The following is a 15,589-nucleotide window of genomic DNA, read 5'->3' on the forward strand; positions in this document are numbered from 1 at the left end:
TTAAATCCTGCCGGGCAGCAGTATCCCGAGTAAACAGAAGAGACCGGTTAATGCGTACATTGCATAAGTTGCCTGTTTTTCTGTAACATTATAATAATATGGAAGCACCCATTTCAATGTGAGTTGATTTGGAACTTCCAGTATACCATCACCACGATCTTTCCCAAACTTTGCTTTGGGTAATTTTCGTGCTCTCCAGTAAACGTACATCAGAAAGTTCACCGTATGAGGAATCAGCATTATAAATCCACTGACTATGAAACCCTGGATAACAATGATCGTACCAATGGTTGCACCAATTGTTAAAGAACCCACGTTACCCCAGAAAATCTTTGATGGATATCTGTCATACAAGAAATATGCGACAGTAGCTCCTGTGATGCTTACAACTGCAAAAATGTTCTCAACATCTGACAATATAATAGATTTCAGGATTAGGGATAACAGTACTATTACAGACAGGCCTGAAGCAAGACCGTTGTACCCAGAATGCATATTTACGAGGTTGGATGCAACCAGGACATATGTGGGTACTATGAATTGCAAATAGAGGATTCCAAGTTCGATACTCCCAAAAGCCGGAAGAATGAAAGCTGTATGTGTAGCATACTGAATTAATGGATATGAACAATAGTACATCAATAAGAGTTTTGTTACCCTCCCGATATCTATCATATCGTCCAGTACTCCAAACAGTCCGAAAAGGGCGATAACTATTAATACCACATAATTTGTGGTCGAGAACTTGAAAAAAAGTGTATTGAGCGAGAAGGATACCATGGAAATAAGCAGAATGGCAATTCCCCCTCTTTCCGGAACCATCGTCTTCTTGTGTTTGTAATAATCCCTTGCAAGAATGCCTTTTTCAGTTAGCTTATTTATGAAATAAGGCATTGACAAATATGTTGCTAAAAAAGGTACCATAAAATTGCTGGCTAGTACGATGCCAAGTAGTTTGGTAGGGGTTTCTAAGTCAAGCATTATTTCAACAACTAGTTAATTTATTAGTGTTTAGATTTGTTTTATGTGTAATAGATTCAGCGATATATAGCGGTTATGCTATTACTTCATCAAGGAACAAACAATTTCAGTTCATATTAATATGGCCATATATTAACTTTTTTACAACTATTAATAAGATACAATGAAATATATGGCTCTTACATAATGTTTACAAATTACGCTTTGTCCGAAAAATAGGGTACTTTTCGGTCAACGACAGGATTCTTCGGACAAATTAGAAAATTTTATATCTATGAACAAACAATGAAGATGCATTACTTGTAACACATGTATACTACAATGCTTCATATGCCTTATTCATAATGAGGTATACTTTCAACATCGTAAAAATGGTGTAATATATGGCAACGGTAGCGGTAATTCCAACTTTTAATGAAGAAGTTCATATACACGATGTAATAAAAAAAACTAAACATTATGTTGATGCCATTGTCGTTGTAGATGATTGCAGTACAGATTCAACTGCATTTATTGCTCATAATTTAGGGGCGAAGGTTGTTAAACATGAACACCATATGGGGAAAGCTGAAGCTTTGAAGTCAGGCTTTAAGGCTGCAATGGCTTTAAATCCAGAAATTATAGTCACTCTTTATGCAAATGGTAAGCATAATCCAGAAGATATTCCTAAACTAGTTGAGCCTATATATTGGCTTGAATACGATGTGGTTTCGGGAACTACACATTTTAGTGATTCTACTGGTTTCCCGACGTTTGACGAGGAATTTTCTTCTGATGAACACTTATTATTTGATGCAAAAGTGAATGCAGATTCCCTCGACAAGTGTATGGGATTTACTGCATTTTCATCAAAAATTTTTGATACCCTTCATTTTCATGAAAATGGAGATAGTGTTGAAGTTTCTCTTCTTAAGGATGCCTACAATGGAGGTTTCAATGTCAGAATGCTTTCATCATCATGTTTACATAATCATGACTTGGAGCTTTTTCAGGATTATCGTATAGGGGTTGTTGTTGCTGCTTACAATGAGGAGACATTAATTAAGACAACAGTCAATGGAATGCCTGATTATATTGATCGAATATATGTGATTAATGATTGCAGTACTGACGCTACGGCAGAAGTGTTAAAGACCATTGATGATCAACGCTTGAGTATAATTACCCATGAAGTAAACCAAGGCGTTGGCGCGGCGAACCTTCATGGTTATCAGGAAGCTCTTAAAGAAAACATGGATATTGTTGTGATAATGAATGGTGACAATCAGATGAATCCTCTACAACTTCCGTACTTATTGTATCCGATTATTGAAGGTAAAGCGGACTATACAAAAGGAAATCGTCTTTTCTGTGAGGAGTATCGTGTAGGTATGAGCAAATGGAGGGCATTTGGTAATGGTCTCCTTACAATGGTTACCAAGATTGCAAGTGGTTACTGGCACATTATGGACCCTCAAAATGGCTATACGGCTATCTCCAAAAAGGCTCTCTCAAATATAGAGATTCATACTCTCTACACTTATTATGGTTATTGCAACGATATGCTAATCAAACTTAACACATTTGGTTTTCGTACTATGGACATACCTATGCCATCTCGCTACGGTCAGGAGAAATCTTCAATTAAGTACGGTCGGTACATGGGAAAAGTTTCACTTATGCTTTTCCGCAAGTTTTTATGGAGACTTAAGACGAAGTACATGATATTAAACTTCCACCCTCTTGTGCTATTTTACATATTTGGTATGATTCTGTTACCTTTGGGTTTTGTGTTTGGAGTTTATATTTTCCTGACAAAAGTTATATTTGGATATCCTATATCACCAAATTTTCCCTTACTTGACGCATTATTAATAATAACAGGTATACAGTTTACGTTGTTTGCAATGCTATTTGATATGCAAGAATGTAATCGTCAGAGTGATTTCGCCTCATATCGCTGTAAATAACTATTCAAAAGTAATATATTCATAAAAAAATTAATATATTTATCTATGTTGTGATATCTTTATTGTTAGTGAGTGGTGCTTTATGCAAGGATTGATGAAAAAAATAAATGATGGTAGTGCATGTGTAGGAATTATTGGCTTAGGATATGTTGGGCTGCCTTTGGCTGTTGAATTTTCTAAAAAGTTTGATGTTATTGGATATGATGTTAATCAGTTAGCCGTTGAGCAGCTTTTGAATGGAATTTCCTATATTCAAGATGTTCCCAATTCTACTCTTTCTGCACAAGTTAATCAGTCTTTTCATCCAACTACAAATCAGGAAGAACTTTCAAAATGTGATTTCATATTAATTTGTGTTCCAACACCTCTCACCTTAGCTAATGAACCTGATCTTAAGTACATTAAGGATGCATGCGAAACAATCTCTGAAATATTAAGAAAAGGTCAACTTATCATTCTTGAAAGTACAACTTATCCGGGTACTACTGAAGAAATAGTACTTCCTATACTGGAGTCATCTGGTTTGAAAGTCATGGATGATTTTGGTCTTGCGTATTCGCCTGAAAGAATAGATCCCGGTAATGCTAAATATACTGTTTCAAATACTGCTAAAGTAGTAGGTGGCATTAATAAGGAGAGCACAGAAATTGCCTCCAAGTTGTACGGAAGCATTATTGATCAGGTAGTTCCTGTAACGGATGCTAAAACCGCTGAAGCCGTAAAGATTGTTGAAAATATTTTCAGGAATGTAAATATAGCTCTTGTGAATGAACTTTCGTTGATATTTGAAAAAATGGACATCGATGCCTGGGAAGTGATAGATGCAGCATCCACAAAACCCTATGGCTTCATGCCGTTTTATCCGGGTCCTGGTGTAGGTGGTCATTGCATTCCTCTTGATCCATTCTATATGTCATATAAAGCCAAAAAACATGATTTCATTCCTCGATTTATTGAGACTTCAGGTGAAATTAACAATTTTATGAAAATTCATGTTATCAATTTGGTCGAAAAGGGATTGAATCAAGTCAGTAAAAGAATATATGGATCAACAGTTGCAGTATTGGGATTGGCTTATAAGAAGGATATTGATGATACAAGAGAATCTCCTTCTAAAAAGATAATTGAAGAACTTGTAAATCTTGGAGCTAGTGTAAAAACATATGATCCATATGCTTCTTTCATAGAAACTGGTGCTGGAAAATTTAATTCCGAAACAAGTATGGAAACTACCTTGGATGATGTGGACTGTGCTATATTTGTAGTTGATCATACCATCTTTAAGGAAATTGATCTTAGGAATGTAGCTAGACTTATGAAATCTCCAGTTATTGTCGATTGCAAAAATGTATTCTCAGATATGGATGGATTTGTATATTTGGGCATTGGAAAAGCAATAAATACGGACAGTTATAATATAAAATAATTTTATGCTCTTACAAATTTGCAAGTGGTATAGCTATTAATGTTTTAAGTTTTATAATATGTACATTTCAAGAAAGAGTAATTGGGACATAAAAAATGAACCTGAAATTTATTGCACTGATAGTTTCTTTGCTAGTAAGCATTTTTTGTCCTTTTGTGGTAAGTGCACAAAATGTTGTTTTTGACAATTCCGCAGGTTTTTTTGGAATCGACTCTTACAGCGGAGTTGGAGTTGCGCTACTTGCTGATGAATTAAGATTAGAAGGGTATGATGTCAAAGAAACAAATGATTTTCATAATGTAGATTGCTCAATGATTACGGATGATATGTTGAATAGTACAGATATACTTGTATTAATAAATCCACGAAGGTCTTTTAGTTTTGAAGAGAAAATTGTAGTGAATAAGTTTGTAACAAATGGAAAAAGTCTTTTGTTAGTTTGTGACAATCCCGAATCAATTGAATATGCAAATACGCTTTCTTCGGTATTTGGTGCATGGTTCCTTCCACAGTATCTTGGAGACGTTTTCATAAACTCAACGTTGGGACAAATGCATTTCTATTCCCCTTTACCAATAATCACTGATATTGAACCGGATATTTCAATTCAGTATGAGGGATCTGCAGGTGATTGGACAAACCGCTGGATTATCCCTGAAAAAACCTATAATTCATCATATAGCATTTTATCCGGTTTTAATTATGGTGAGGGAAGGATTATATTGTTGGGTGATAGTGATATTCTTCAGAATGAGAATTTTAACGCTAATAAGGACTTCAATATGTTGGTTTTTGATTATTTATGCAATAATGATACTGACACGAAAGTAAGTTACTCTCCAGATGCACTTCAGATCACTACAGATGAAAGTAAAAAAGGAATAGCATATTTGCATGTAAAAAACACTTGTGACTATAATGTAACTATTGACTTAATAAAACCTCCTTTACTTGACAATATAATTACAATTAATCCCCAAGTAATCAAGTTGGAGCCAGGGCAGGAATCACAAGTTATTCTTTTAGCTACCTGGAATGAGAGTTATTCCAGTATTAGTGACATTATACGGATTGAGACGGATTATGGTTTAATCACTCAAAATGATTATTTTGGAGTTACGGTTGGTTTTCTATGAGATGGATTCCCATTTTTATGCTAGTCTTTATTTTGTTTCTGCCTACGCCTGTCATTGCAGATGATATTACTATCACCTATGACCAAGTTCTCATCGGTGACAATCATATTTTCTGGTATGGTCAGGGTGAACTTATCTCGGAAGCTGGAAATGATTTCTTTTTTGATTATGGCGAAAGTGAAATATTAACCACTAGCAGCAGTGCGAAAGCTGTAGGACTTGACGATTCTAAAATACATTTCAGCTCATCCAATGATGTATTTGAAGCAAATTTCCTTTCTTCGATGCCGGAAACATTTGGAACGGGTATTTTTAAAGTATACACTATTAAAGTTGAACTTCCTGAAGTTAATGAAGAAAAAAAAGTTCAAATTAAAATAGAGGATGCAGGAAAGATTATTGTCTCGAATGTCGATATAATAAGCAGTAAAACAGATGGGCAGTATTTAATTCTTAATTTTGAAACAAAGAATCGTGATATGGAAATAACGTATATTACAAAACCTACATTTAAATTATTTTCAATTCTACTTGCCACTGCATTATTTTCATTGTTGTTTTTAATTTTAATTCTCATTAGAAGAATAGATATTCTGGAAGGCATCAAAATGAATGTCAATGACTTTAAAAAGGCAGCAATATTCGAATCACGCATGAACAAAGACAATTACGAACTATCTTTGGATCTGTTCAAATTAAAGCTTTACAATTTACTTGAAATTAGTGGCAACAGATTTTATTTGAGAATTCCTTTCTGGCTATTCTATTGTTTTATTTTTATAGTCCTTTTGTGTTCATTTTTTAGATCTATGACTTACCCGGTGGAAGATATCTGGAACATGCTTAATAGAGGTCGTATAGTGATATTCTTTTTTGTATCTGTATTAGCTTTGTTATCATTGATACTGATTGCGTCTATCAGGACAGATCGGGATGCTTCCATAGTTTTTGGATTGATAGGGGGATGCCTTGTTGGAATAATTTTATCTCATTTCGGTTCAATAGCAGTTATCCTTTCTCTAACTACCGCTCTGCTAATTTATTTCCTATCAATGGCAGCACTCAACAAAAATTTAGCAGAGGTGTGATTTGAAACTCATTGTAACAATACCAGCATATAAGGACGGAAAGACAATAGGAAATTTGAAGTAAGTAAATTTACTTGAAAATTGAATCATAATAATGGACAAAGCCATGAAATTAATAAAAACTAATATAGAAGATTTATTCATCTTTGAACCAAAGATTTTCGAAGATGAAAGAGGATACTTTTTTGAAAGTTATAACAAAAAGGTACTGGATAATCTAATAGACACGAAATATAATTTTGTTCAAGATAATGAATCAAAATCCTCATATGGTGTGATTCGCGGACTTCACTATCAAGTGGAACCATACAGCCAGACGAAACTGGTAAGGGTATTACAAGGGAAGGTCTACGATGTTGTTGTTGATATTAGAAAAGATTCACACACGTTTGGAGAATGGGTTGGCGTGGAACTTTCTGCTGCTAATAAAAGACAATTTTTGATACCCAAAGGTTTTGCTCACGGTTTTTCTGTATTAAGTGAAAGTGCCATATTTGCATACAAATGCGATGAATTCTATCATCCTGAAGCTGAAAAAGGTATCGCTTTTGATGATCTTACACTTAATATTGACTGGAAGATAAAGGATGAAGATATTGTGGTAGCAGACCGTGACAAGAACTGGCCAACACTGGAAAATGCAAAGTTGATGTTTTAATTTTTATTAATTATTTGTGACTGATAAATATTGACAAGAGGAGATGAATGAATTGAAATTACTGGTAACTGGAGGTTGTGGATTCATAGGTAGCAATTTTATCCGCATTATGCTTGAAAAATATTCGGATTGCGAAATAATCAATCTAGACAAACTTACCTATGCAGGAAACCCAGCCAACTTAAAAGATATTGACAATAATCCTAATTATTCATTTATCAAAGGAGACATCTGCGACCCACATGTCTCAAATGTAGCCATGGAAAATGTTGATACAGTAGTTCACTTCGCCGCCGAAAGCCATGTGGACCGCTCAATAGAAGATGGCTCAGTATTTATAAGAACAAATGTGCTTGGTACAAACACGCTCCTGAATTGTGCACTGGATTCTGATATCAAAAATTTCATCCATGTTTCCACCGATGAGGTATATGGAAGCATAGAGAACGGATCATTTGCTGAAGAGGATAATCTCAACCCTTCAAGTCCGTATTCATCAAGCAAGGCAGGATCCGACCTGCTGGCCATGTCCTTTCATACCACCTATGGCCTGCCGGTAAGCATTACCAGATGTACCAACAACTTCGGACCATATCAGTACCCGGAAAAATTGATTCCACTCTTCATCACAAACCTGATGGAAGGCAAGCAGGTACCTGTCTATGGCACAGGACTGAACGTGAGGGACTGGATCTATGTAGATGACCACTGTTCAGGCATCGATTTTGTGCTCAACAACGGAAACAGTGGAGAGCTCTACAACATCGGAGGTGGCAGCGAACTCACAAACCTTGAGATCACACATCGCATACTGGAAACCTTGGGAAAGGACGAATCCATGATCAGGTATGTAGAAGACCGCAAAGGACATGATTTCCGTTATTCCCTTGACTGCACGAAATTGAAGAAGATGGGATGGAAACCGAAATATGACTTTAAAGCTGCTCTTTCCAATACCGTGAAATGGTACGTTGAAAACAGATGGTGGTGGGAGTCATTAAAACAGTGATTCTCGGTGCAGGTGGAATGCTTGGCACAGACCTGTGCAAGATATTTCCTGATGCTGCAAAGCTAAAACATAATGACCTTGATATCACAAAAAGAGAGAAAGTCATTGAATGTATCAGGAGGATTAAACCTGATGTTGTAATAAATGCTGCTGCGTATACCGATGTGGATGGTTGTGAGGGCAATCAGGAACTTGTCTTCGACGTCAATGGATATGGACCAGGATACCTTGCTGAAGCTTGTTCAAATGCCAGCGCAGTACTTGTGCATTTTAGCACTGACTACGTATTTGATGGCTCAAAAAAAGAATACTTAGAGGCTGATACAACAAATCCAGTCAACGCATACGGTAGATCAAAACTTCTCGGTGAACAGAAAATTGCCGAAAACATGGATGACTACAGGATTATCCGAACCTCTTGGTTATTCGGAGCCAATGGGATAAATTTTGTGGACACCATGCTGAAGCTATCCGAAGAGATGGAAACTGTAAAGGTTGTTAACGATCAGTTCGGAAAGCCTACATATACACTGGACTTGGCCCACAAGACTGCAGAGATAATTGGAATTGAGCCGGGAATCTACCACCTATCAAACGAAGGGGTATGTTCCTGGTACGAGTTTGCATCAGCAATCATCGATAACACAATTCCTTGTACAAGCAATGAATTTCCAAGAAAGGCAAAAAGACCTACATATTCGGCTCTTGTAAACACAAAAACAAGTCCAATGAGGCACTGGAAAGAAGCACTTAATGATTACTTAAAGGAGAATAAAGCATGAAAGGAATAGTACTTGCCGGAGGTACAGGTAGCAGACTGTATCCACTTACTAAAGTGACGAACAAGCATCTTCTACCTGTATATGATAAACCAATGATCTATTACCCTCTTCTGACACTGATTAATGCAGGAATTACCGATATAATGATAGTTTCAGGCCGTGGACATGCCGGACATTTCCTTGAACTTCTTGGGTCTGGTGCCGAGTTAGGGGCACGTTTTACTTATGAGATTCAGGACGAGGCTGGCGGTATTGCACAGGCGTTGAGCTTAGCAGAAGATTTTGCGGATGATGAGGATGTGGCTGTCATCCTTGGGGATAACATATTCCAAGATAACATTCATGCTACGATTCAATCATTCGAATCCGGTGCACATATATTCCTTAAGCAAGTTTCCGATGCAGCACGGTTTGGAGTGGCAGAGGTGGATAAAAGCAATGAAAAGATACTTGGCATTGAGGAGAAACCTGAGGTTCCTAAATCAAATTATGCAGTGACCGGACTATACATCTATGACAACGATGTATTTGACATTATTCACACATTAAAACCATCAGGGAGGGGAGAACTTGAGATTACAGATGTGAATAACGAGTATATCCAGCAGGGTCTGATGAAATACACAGTTTTAGATAGAAACTGGAGCGATGCAGGGACATTCGAGAGCTTGTTGAAAGCAAGTATCATTGCAAGAGAAGACAAGGAATCTAAATGAGTGTGAGATGTGTTGACAATCTCACTCATGTTGGAGGTCCAGGATGAAGAAAAAAGTTCTTTTCATATGTGGTGCACGCGGCGATTACACCAGAAACGAAGTTGTGGTGCAATCACTCAAAGAGAACTATGATGTGATCGAGATATCTTCGAACGGCAAGTCATATATGTTTCGATTGCCGAATGTCGTTATTAGATACTTATTGAACTTTAAGAAATACGACATTCTTTTTGTCGGGTTTTATGGACAGTTACTAGTCCCAATAGTACGTTTGTTCTCAAGAAAGCCAATAATCTTCGATGCATTTATATCTACATACGATACCTTATGTTTTGATAGGAAAAAGTTCAAGCCTAACTCGATAATCGGCAGGATTACATATTACATTGATAAATTATCCTGCAGTCTAGCAGACAAAATAATCTTGGATACCAATGCCCATATCGACTATTTTATTGATACCTTTGGATTATCGAAGAACAAGTTTCAGAGGATATTTGTTGGTGCTAACGAGGAAATATTTTATCCACGACAAATCGAAAATGATTCGGACAAATTCATTGTATTTTACTATGGGACGTTTCTGCCATTGCAAGGTATAGAGTATCTAGTCAGAGCTGCAAAGTTGTTGGAAAACGAAGATGATATCAAATTTATTGTTGTCGGTTCTGGGATGGAAACGGACAAGATAATCAGATTGTCGAATGAGCTTCAGAACAAGAACATAGAATTCATTGATTGGATACCCTATCAGGAATTGCCTTTAAAAATAGCAGAAGCCGATGTCTGTTTGGGCGGGCATTTTTCAAATGTAGACAAGGCAAAACGAGTAATTGCAGGAAAAACATTTCAATTCATTGCAATGAAGAAGCCAGTGATAGTTGGAGATAACCCCGCAAATTGGGAAATATTTGAGCATGGAATTGATGCTTTTTTTGTTGAAATGGCTAGTGCTGAAGCATTAGCTGATGCAATTCTTGTTCTTAAAAAGGATGACGAATTGAGAACAGAGATGGCAATAAATGCAAACAATACATTTAGGGAAGTTTGCAAGGGAATGTCATATGATTTGAATAATATAATTGAAGACATAATATGATGGCATTACATAAAATATACTTTTGTTAGGCAAAATATTCGATAATAAAGGAGAATAAAAGTTGATTAATATTACTTTGTTATTAATTTTATCAATCATGTTATGCATAATCCCAGGATATGCTATATTTTCATCATTTTTGAATAATGAAAATTACGATTTTATTCAAACCTTTACTATATCCCTTGTTTTAGGTTTATCAGCAACTCCTATAATTTTATTATTCTTCAGCATCATAGATATAAAATTAAATCGTACGATTATATATTCTTTAATCTTGTGTTCTATATTAATAATATCATACAACTGCAGTAAAAATAATGTAATTAGCTGTTTAAATAAGCAATTAAAAATCTCATTTGACAAAGCATCAATCATAATGATTTCTATTTTTTTAACAAATTTAATGATAAAATTATTCATTAATAATAATCAAATAGTTCCTTTAGGAATTGATAGTTATGCACATGTAATGATAACCAGTTTAATAGTTGAAAATGAGAGCATTCCAAAATCATACATGCCTTTTATGCCGATTGATAATTTCACGTATCATTTTGGATTTCATGCACTATCTGGATTTATAAGTTGGGTCACGGGAGCAGAGATAGCAAGTTCGGTACTTATTGCAGAAACACTATTAATCGCATTACCGCCATTAACAATATATGTATTTACTCTTTCCCTCTTAAAAGATAAAAAAACTGCACTAATATCTGCATTTATTGTTTCATTTATCTCAATATTTCCTGCTTATTATTTGAATTGGGGTAGAATGACTCAAATAATGGGTCTAACAATACTACCAATCCTCATTACAGTTTTGCTAACTAATTTTGATAAAAATTCATACCATCATATAATTGTATCAAGTATATTGTTATCAGGATTATTTTTATCACATTATCGAATTTTTATAATGTTTATGTACTTCTTACTGTTAATCTTTATTTCTGATGTCCTAGGAAAGAATATATCAATGGAAAAAATTCAAAAAATATTTGTTTTGTTCGTATTATTCACTGCAATAACAGGGCCTTGGATGTTAAATTTATTTGATAATAGTAACTTCATAAAAACAGTAAACGTGGGTGAGGACTCTACAAGAATATCTCCGGAATATTATTATTCTTTGGACCGAGTACACTATCTTTATTCAGATTATTCAAATTACTTATTTGTAATAGGCGAAAGTTTTGCCTACTTGCTTATTTTTGCAGGTATCTTACTTGGATTTTACAAAAAGCAAAATGAAATAATCCTACTATCTTTTTGGATTTTTGTGCTTTTAATATTTTCGAATCCTCATTGGCTTGATTTTCCAATCAATGGACTTATAGATTTTATCACCGTCCTTAGTGTCTTGTGGGTGCCAATATCTATAATTTGCGGCTATTTAATATGCTCTTTACTAAATAAAACTATTTTAGGAAAAAAAGAAATAAATTTTATTGTTAGTATTATTATTTTATTAATTGTTACTTCTTCAATAGTTAGTCAAATACAATTAATTAAACCTTCATCTCAATATGTATTTGAACCTGATGTTGATGCAATGTGTTGGATAAACGAGAACACAAAAGAAAATTCACAATTTTTAATAAGTTCTGAAAAAAGCATAGGATTTGTTGAGGCAAGCGATGCAGGTTCGTGGATACCTATTTTCACACAAAGACAAGTTTCTGTACCATCGATGTTATATGGTGGGGAAGGTAACCAAGATTTACTTGATCAAGTAAAACTATTGCATGAAGCATCTAACAATCCCTCATCGAATAGTTCATTAGAAATATTTAAAAAATATAATGTTACACATGTTTATATAGGTGTCCGAAAAACTACAAATTCAATGAATATTGCTAATTTTACAACATGTGATGCTTTTAAGCTAATTTACAACAATAATGGAGTTTACATTTTTGAAATTCAAGAGACAAATACTAAAAATATCGGTATTGTTAATCAAACATAACTAGTTCTTTATTTCTGTATTTCATCAATAACAAAACAGAATATTTCAGCATTTCAAGACTTTTTGTATAACACTTTGACTTACTCCTCAGTCTTGCCAGAAAGTGCCTAGATATATTGTTGTATCCTTCAACAGTATATGTTTCTGCTTTTGAACGAGTGTAAATATTCGGGGGGAAATTCTGCATATGCCCTCCAGGAATCATTCATATTTCTCCAACTACTTTTGCCTTTAACTTTTTGCCCAGTTTTTGTTCTTCTGCTGCCAAAAGAGCAGTCGATGAATTTCTTCCAATCTCTATCAACAGCAATCCAAATCCAGCAGTAGTTTTGTTGTCTCCATATAAGTATGCATTTCATCTAGTTTCACAACGGATATTTAGTTTTCACTTTTCAACTCCTCTAGTTCACTACCAAATACGTTTTTCTTTACTTCATAGTTTTTCTTCATAGTATAGAGACTGTTGGAAAAATCGATTCGTATGAAATTTACGTCAAATTGTAGTAATAATAGCTTAAAATACATATATGCAATTTATTCATAAGTGATTGATGATACTGATAATATTATTATTCATGACTGTTTGGCTTTGTGTGTATGACAAAAATTGTCTTATTTGATGACTTTTCAAACAATCTCTATAGCGATTATAAAACGTATATATTACATTGACATCGAGTATTTTTTGTTAAAACTTACACTATTATTGACATTAAATTTATAAATGTTTGGTTGAATTTAGGAAAAAGGAATTCTACATAACTATTTTTAAAGGTATCTGTATACACATAATGAAGATAGAATTAATCCAATCAAAGACGTTGTACTTGTTGCTATTGCTGCACCTATGATATGATATTTCGGTATCAAAGTAATATTTAGTAAGATATTAATAAATAATAATAATATACTGATGGCTACTGAAATTCTTGGCATCCCAATTCCATTTAATATGGTTGTCAATAATGAAAACAAAGAGAAGAATCCAATACCAATAATTAGAATACTAAGAACTTGAGCACCACCTATGTACTCAATGGAATACAACAATGTAAGTAGTTCTTCTGATAGCATATAGATAACAAACACAGTTGGTGCCATTGCTATAAATAAGTACTTAAATGATTTCACTGCATACTTTCGATTTTTTTTAATGTTGTTGCTTGCTGCGTTCTTGGATATTAATGGAAAAAGTGCACCATATAGCCCTGTAGTCAGATAGAATGGAACTTTCGATATCGTCGATGACGCTGAGTAAATTCCTGCATCATAATCTGTTAAATATGCCTTGACAAAAAACAAATCAATATTTGAAATTAAATTAGTAATTACTGAAAAAAATATAATGGGAATAGCAAAATCCAAAACTTGTCTTACCGAGATTTCTTTGTTAATCTCCTGACTGTTTTTTTCAACAAATTTTCGTTGTTTTGTACAGTAAATGCCGATTAAAAGTGCTGCCATTGGTGCTAAAACGAAACCAAAGATTGCACCTCTGAGTGCATAACCGATTAGCACCATTACAAGTATGAATATCGCTTTGAAAAACGAATACGAGATTGCTGTTATTGCTTGTTTTTTGTATTCCTGTAAGCCGTTTAAGTATCCTGTTGAGATAGAATACAAGGCATAACTTGGGACTATGAACGATGACAATCGGATTAAAGGTGTTAAACCTTCGTCATTTAGAAGTAATGCAATTTTTCCTGCTATAATATAGTAGATTAAAAAAATTCCAAGGCTAAAAACCAATTGAATTTTAAGGGATATGTCTCTTACTGCCTTTACACTAATGTCGCCATGTGCAACATACTTCGACAAAGCCTGCGGAATGCCTGTCGCAAGAATGAGATTTACCATTGTCATCAAAGATATGACTACTGCATATATTCCGTAGTTTGATGGACCTAGTAACCTACCTAAGCCTATGTGAATAGCATAACCTGAAGCTACAAAAACTGCCTGTGCTATTAATAAATATATTGTCCCATGTAAAATTTTATCTTTCATAGAAAAATCCACTTTATTTTTACCATCTTCTTCTAATAGCATAGTACAAAATATCTTTCACGTAGTATAACCGGCTAATATAAACAAAACCCAAGTGTACCGACTGTTTTAAGTGGATTTAATCTTGGTATATCCACATTATTGTGGACGCTGCACGCTTTGAATAATTGACCACACAATTCATAAGTCATGATTTACTCTCAAGTTTGCGGAAGTCAATCGTATTTTCTTCATTGTATTCTGGAATCGTGACTATGAGTTTCACGATACTTCTGTATGAGAATTTTGATATATATATCTATATGTTTTTGTGCAGATTCAAGAAATAGGTACAGATAGAATGTGCCATATTCTTTTGCATGAACATTTTATGCATATTTACCTAATGGTACTTGCTGCTGTGCAGAACAATGCTTTTCTAATCCATGTTGTTATTGGTATGCTCAAAGTCATGTCTCGAAAACAATCTATTTTGAATGTCATAAATAATCGTTTAATTATTGTTTCTCATGGTTTCAAGAACCCAGCGTATAGGGTTCTTTCACTGAATTCTGGAAGATTGAAACTATCAAGCACCTCATCACGATTAATTCAATCATGAGCTTTACTTATGCTGAAATTATCTGTAAGCTTGTAGCCTGCATGTTTTTTATCAAATTATTGATGTCACTGCAATTCTTTTTGTGTTTACCAAAAACAGTGTAAAATCAAGAATATTGTAAAGTTGCTCCACGATTAGAATGGCTATAATTGGAAAGCACAT

Annotated in this window: 12 protein-coding genes and 1 pseudogene; 10 read left to right on the forward strand and 3 right to left on the reverse strand. The window is 34.5% G+C overall.

The window, feature by feature from the left end; all coding sequences use genetic code 11:
* Positions 1-981 (reverse strand): glycosyltransferase 4 family protein, encoded by a 981-nt coding sequence (locus V7O63_RS07855; protein WP_340817882.1) that lies wholly within the window; start codon positions 979-981, stop codon positions 1-3.
* A gap of 383 nt (positions 982-1,364) precedes the next feature.
* On the opposite strand from V7O63_RS07855, the gene V7O63_RS07860 reads away from it, so the two are divergent.
* From V7O63_RS07860 to V7O63_RS07905, 10 genes are all read left to right on the forward strand, one after another.
* Positions 1,365-2,930 (forward strand): glycosyltransferase family 2 protein, encoded by a 1,566-nt coding sequence (locus V7O63_RS07860; RefSeq protein WP_340817883.1) that lies wholly within the window; start codon positions 1,365-1,367, stop codon positions 2,928-2,930.
* A gap of 82 nt (positions 2,931-3,012) precedes the next feature.
* Complete coding sequence (locus V7O63_RS07865; protein ID WP_340817884.1) at positions 3,013-4,356, forward strand: nucleotide sugar dehydrogenase; 1,344 nt, start codon at positions 3,013-3,015, stop codon at positions 4,354-4,356.
* 95 nt (positions 4,357-4,451) lie between these two features.
* Positions 4,452-5,492, forward strand: coding sequence for a hypothetical protein (locus V7O63_RS07870; protein ID WP_340817885.1), 1,041 nt, complete (start codon positions 4,452-4,454; stop codon positions 5,490-5,492).
* Entirely contained in the window at positions 5,489-6,580 is a 1,092-nt protein-coding gene (locus V7O63_RS07875) for a hypothetical protein (protein ID WP_340817886.1), read from the forward strand. Before V7O63_RS07870 ends, V7O63_RS07875 begins: the two co-directional genes overlap by 4 nt.
* A gap of 94 nt (positions 6,581-6,674) precedes the next feature.
* Complete coding sequence (gene rfbC, locus V7O63_RS07880) at positions 6,675-7,238, forward strand: dTDP-4-dehydrorhamnose 3,5-epimerase (protein ID WP_340817887.1); 564 nt, start codon at positions 6,675-6,677, stop codon at positions 7,236-7,238.
* A 52-nt stretch (positions 7,239-7,290) separates the two neighbouring features.
* Positions 7,291-8,247 carry a dTDP-glucose 4,6-dehydratase gene (gene rfbB / locus V7O63_RS07885; RefSeq protein ID WP_340817888.1) on the forward strand — a complete coding sequence of 319 codons (957 nt, stop codon included), beginning with the start codon at positions 7,291-7,293 and terminating at the stop codon, positions 8,245-8,247.
* The gene (rfbD, locus tag V7O63_RS07890; protein WP_340817890.1) at positions 8,220-9,029 is read left to right on the forward strand and encodes a dTDP-4-dehydrorhamnose reductase; all 810 of its coding nucleotides are present in this window, start codon (positions 8,220-8,222) and stop codon (positions 9,027-9,029) included. The genes rfbB and rfbD overlap by 28 nt, the downstream gene beginning before the upstream one ends.
* Positions 9,026-9,745 (forward strand): sugar phosphate nucleotidyltransferase, encoded by a 720-nt coding sequence (locus tag V7O63_RS07895; RefSeq protein WP_340817891.1) that lies wholly within the window; start codon positions 9,026-9,028, stop codon positions 9,743-9,745. Before rfbD ends, V7O63_RS07895 begins: the two co-directional genes overlap by 4 nt.
* Before the next feature lie 43 nt (positions 9,746-9,788).
* Complete coding sequence (locus V7O63_RS07900) at positions 9,789-10,844, forward strand: glycosyltransferase family 4 protein (protein ID WP_340817892.1); 1,056 nt, start codon at positions 9,789-9,791, stop codon at positions 10,842-10,844.
* A 61-nt stretch (positions 10,845-10,905) separates the two neighbouring features.
* Positions 10,906-12,816, forward strand: a complete 1,911-nt coding sequence (locus V7O63_RS07905; RefSeq protein ID WP_340817893.1) for a hypothetical protein — start codon at positions 10,906-10,908, stop codon at positions 12,814-12,816.
* On the opposite strand, the pseudogene V7O63_RS07910 reads toward V7O63_RS07905, so the two are convergent.
* A pseudogene (locus V7O63_RS07910) lies at positions 12,803-13,248 on the reverse strand (IS1 family transposase); the annotation flags it as partial. The gene V7O63_RS07905 and the pseudogene V7O63_RS07910 overlap by 14 nt on opposite strands.
* A 336-nt stretch (positions 13,249-13,584) precedes the next feature.
* Complete coding sequence (locus V7O63_RS07915) at positions 13,585-14,868, reverse strand: flippase (protein ID WP_340817894.1); 1,284 nt, start codon at positions 14,866-14,868, stop codon at positions 13,585-13,587.
* Positions 14,869-15,589: the final 721 nt, after the last annotated feature.

The sequence above is a fragment of the Methanolobus sp. WCC4 genome (assembly GCF_038022665.1).
Taxonomy (GTDB): domain Archaea; phylum Halobacteriota; class Methanosarcinia; order Methanosarcinales; family Methanosarcinaceae; genus Methanolobus.

What these genes read in the sequence shown, in the direction of transcription:
- V7O63_RS07855 (WP_340817882.1), bottom strand. Translation starts at nt 981, where the DNA reads ATGCTTGACTTAGAAACCCCTACCAAACTACTTGGCATCGTACTAGCC.
- V7O63_RS07860 (WP_340817883.1), top strand. Translation starts at nt 1,365, where the DNA reads ATGGCAACGGTAGCGGTAATTCCAACTTTTAATGAAGAAGTTCATATA.
- V7O63_RS07865 (WP_340817884.1), top strand. Translation starts at nt 3,013, where the DNA reads ATGCAAGGATTGATGAAAAAAATAAATGATGGTAGTGCATGTGTAGGA.
- V7O63_RS07870 (WP_340817885.1), top strand. Translation starts at nt 4,452, where the DNA reads ATGAACCTGAAATTTATTGCACTGATAGTTTCTTTGCTAGTAAGCATT.
- V7O63_RS07875 (WP_340817886.1), top strand. Translation starts at nt 5,489, where the DNA reads ATGAGATGGATTCCCATTTTTATGCTAGTCTTTATTTTGTTTCTGCCT.
- rfbC (WP_340817887.1), top strand. Translation starts at nt 6,675, where the DNA reads ATGGACAAAGCCATGAAATTAATAAAAACTAATATAGAAGATTTATTC.
- rfbD (WP_340817890.1), top strand. Translation starts at nt 8,220, where the DNA reads ATGGTGGTGGGAGTCATTAAAACAGTGATTCTCGGTGCAGGTGGAATG.
- V7O63_RS07895 (WP_340817891.1), top strand. Translation starts at nt 9,026, where the DNA reads ATGAAAGGAATAGTACTTGCCGGAGGTACAGGTAGCAGACTGTATCCA.
- V7O63_RS07900 (WP_340817892.1), top strand. Translation starts at nt 9,789, where the DNA reads ATGAAGAAAAAAGTTCTTTTCATATGTGGTGCACGCGGCGATTACACC.
- V7O63_RS07915 (WP_340817894.1), bottom strand. Translation starts at nt 14,868, where the DNA reads ATGCTATTAGAAGAAGATGGTAAAAATAAAGTGGATTTTTCTATGAAA.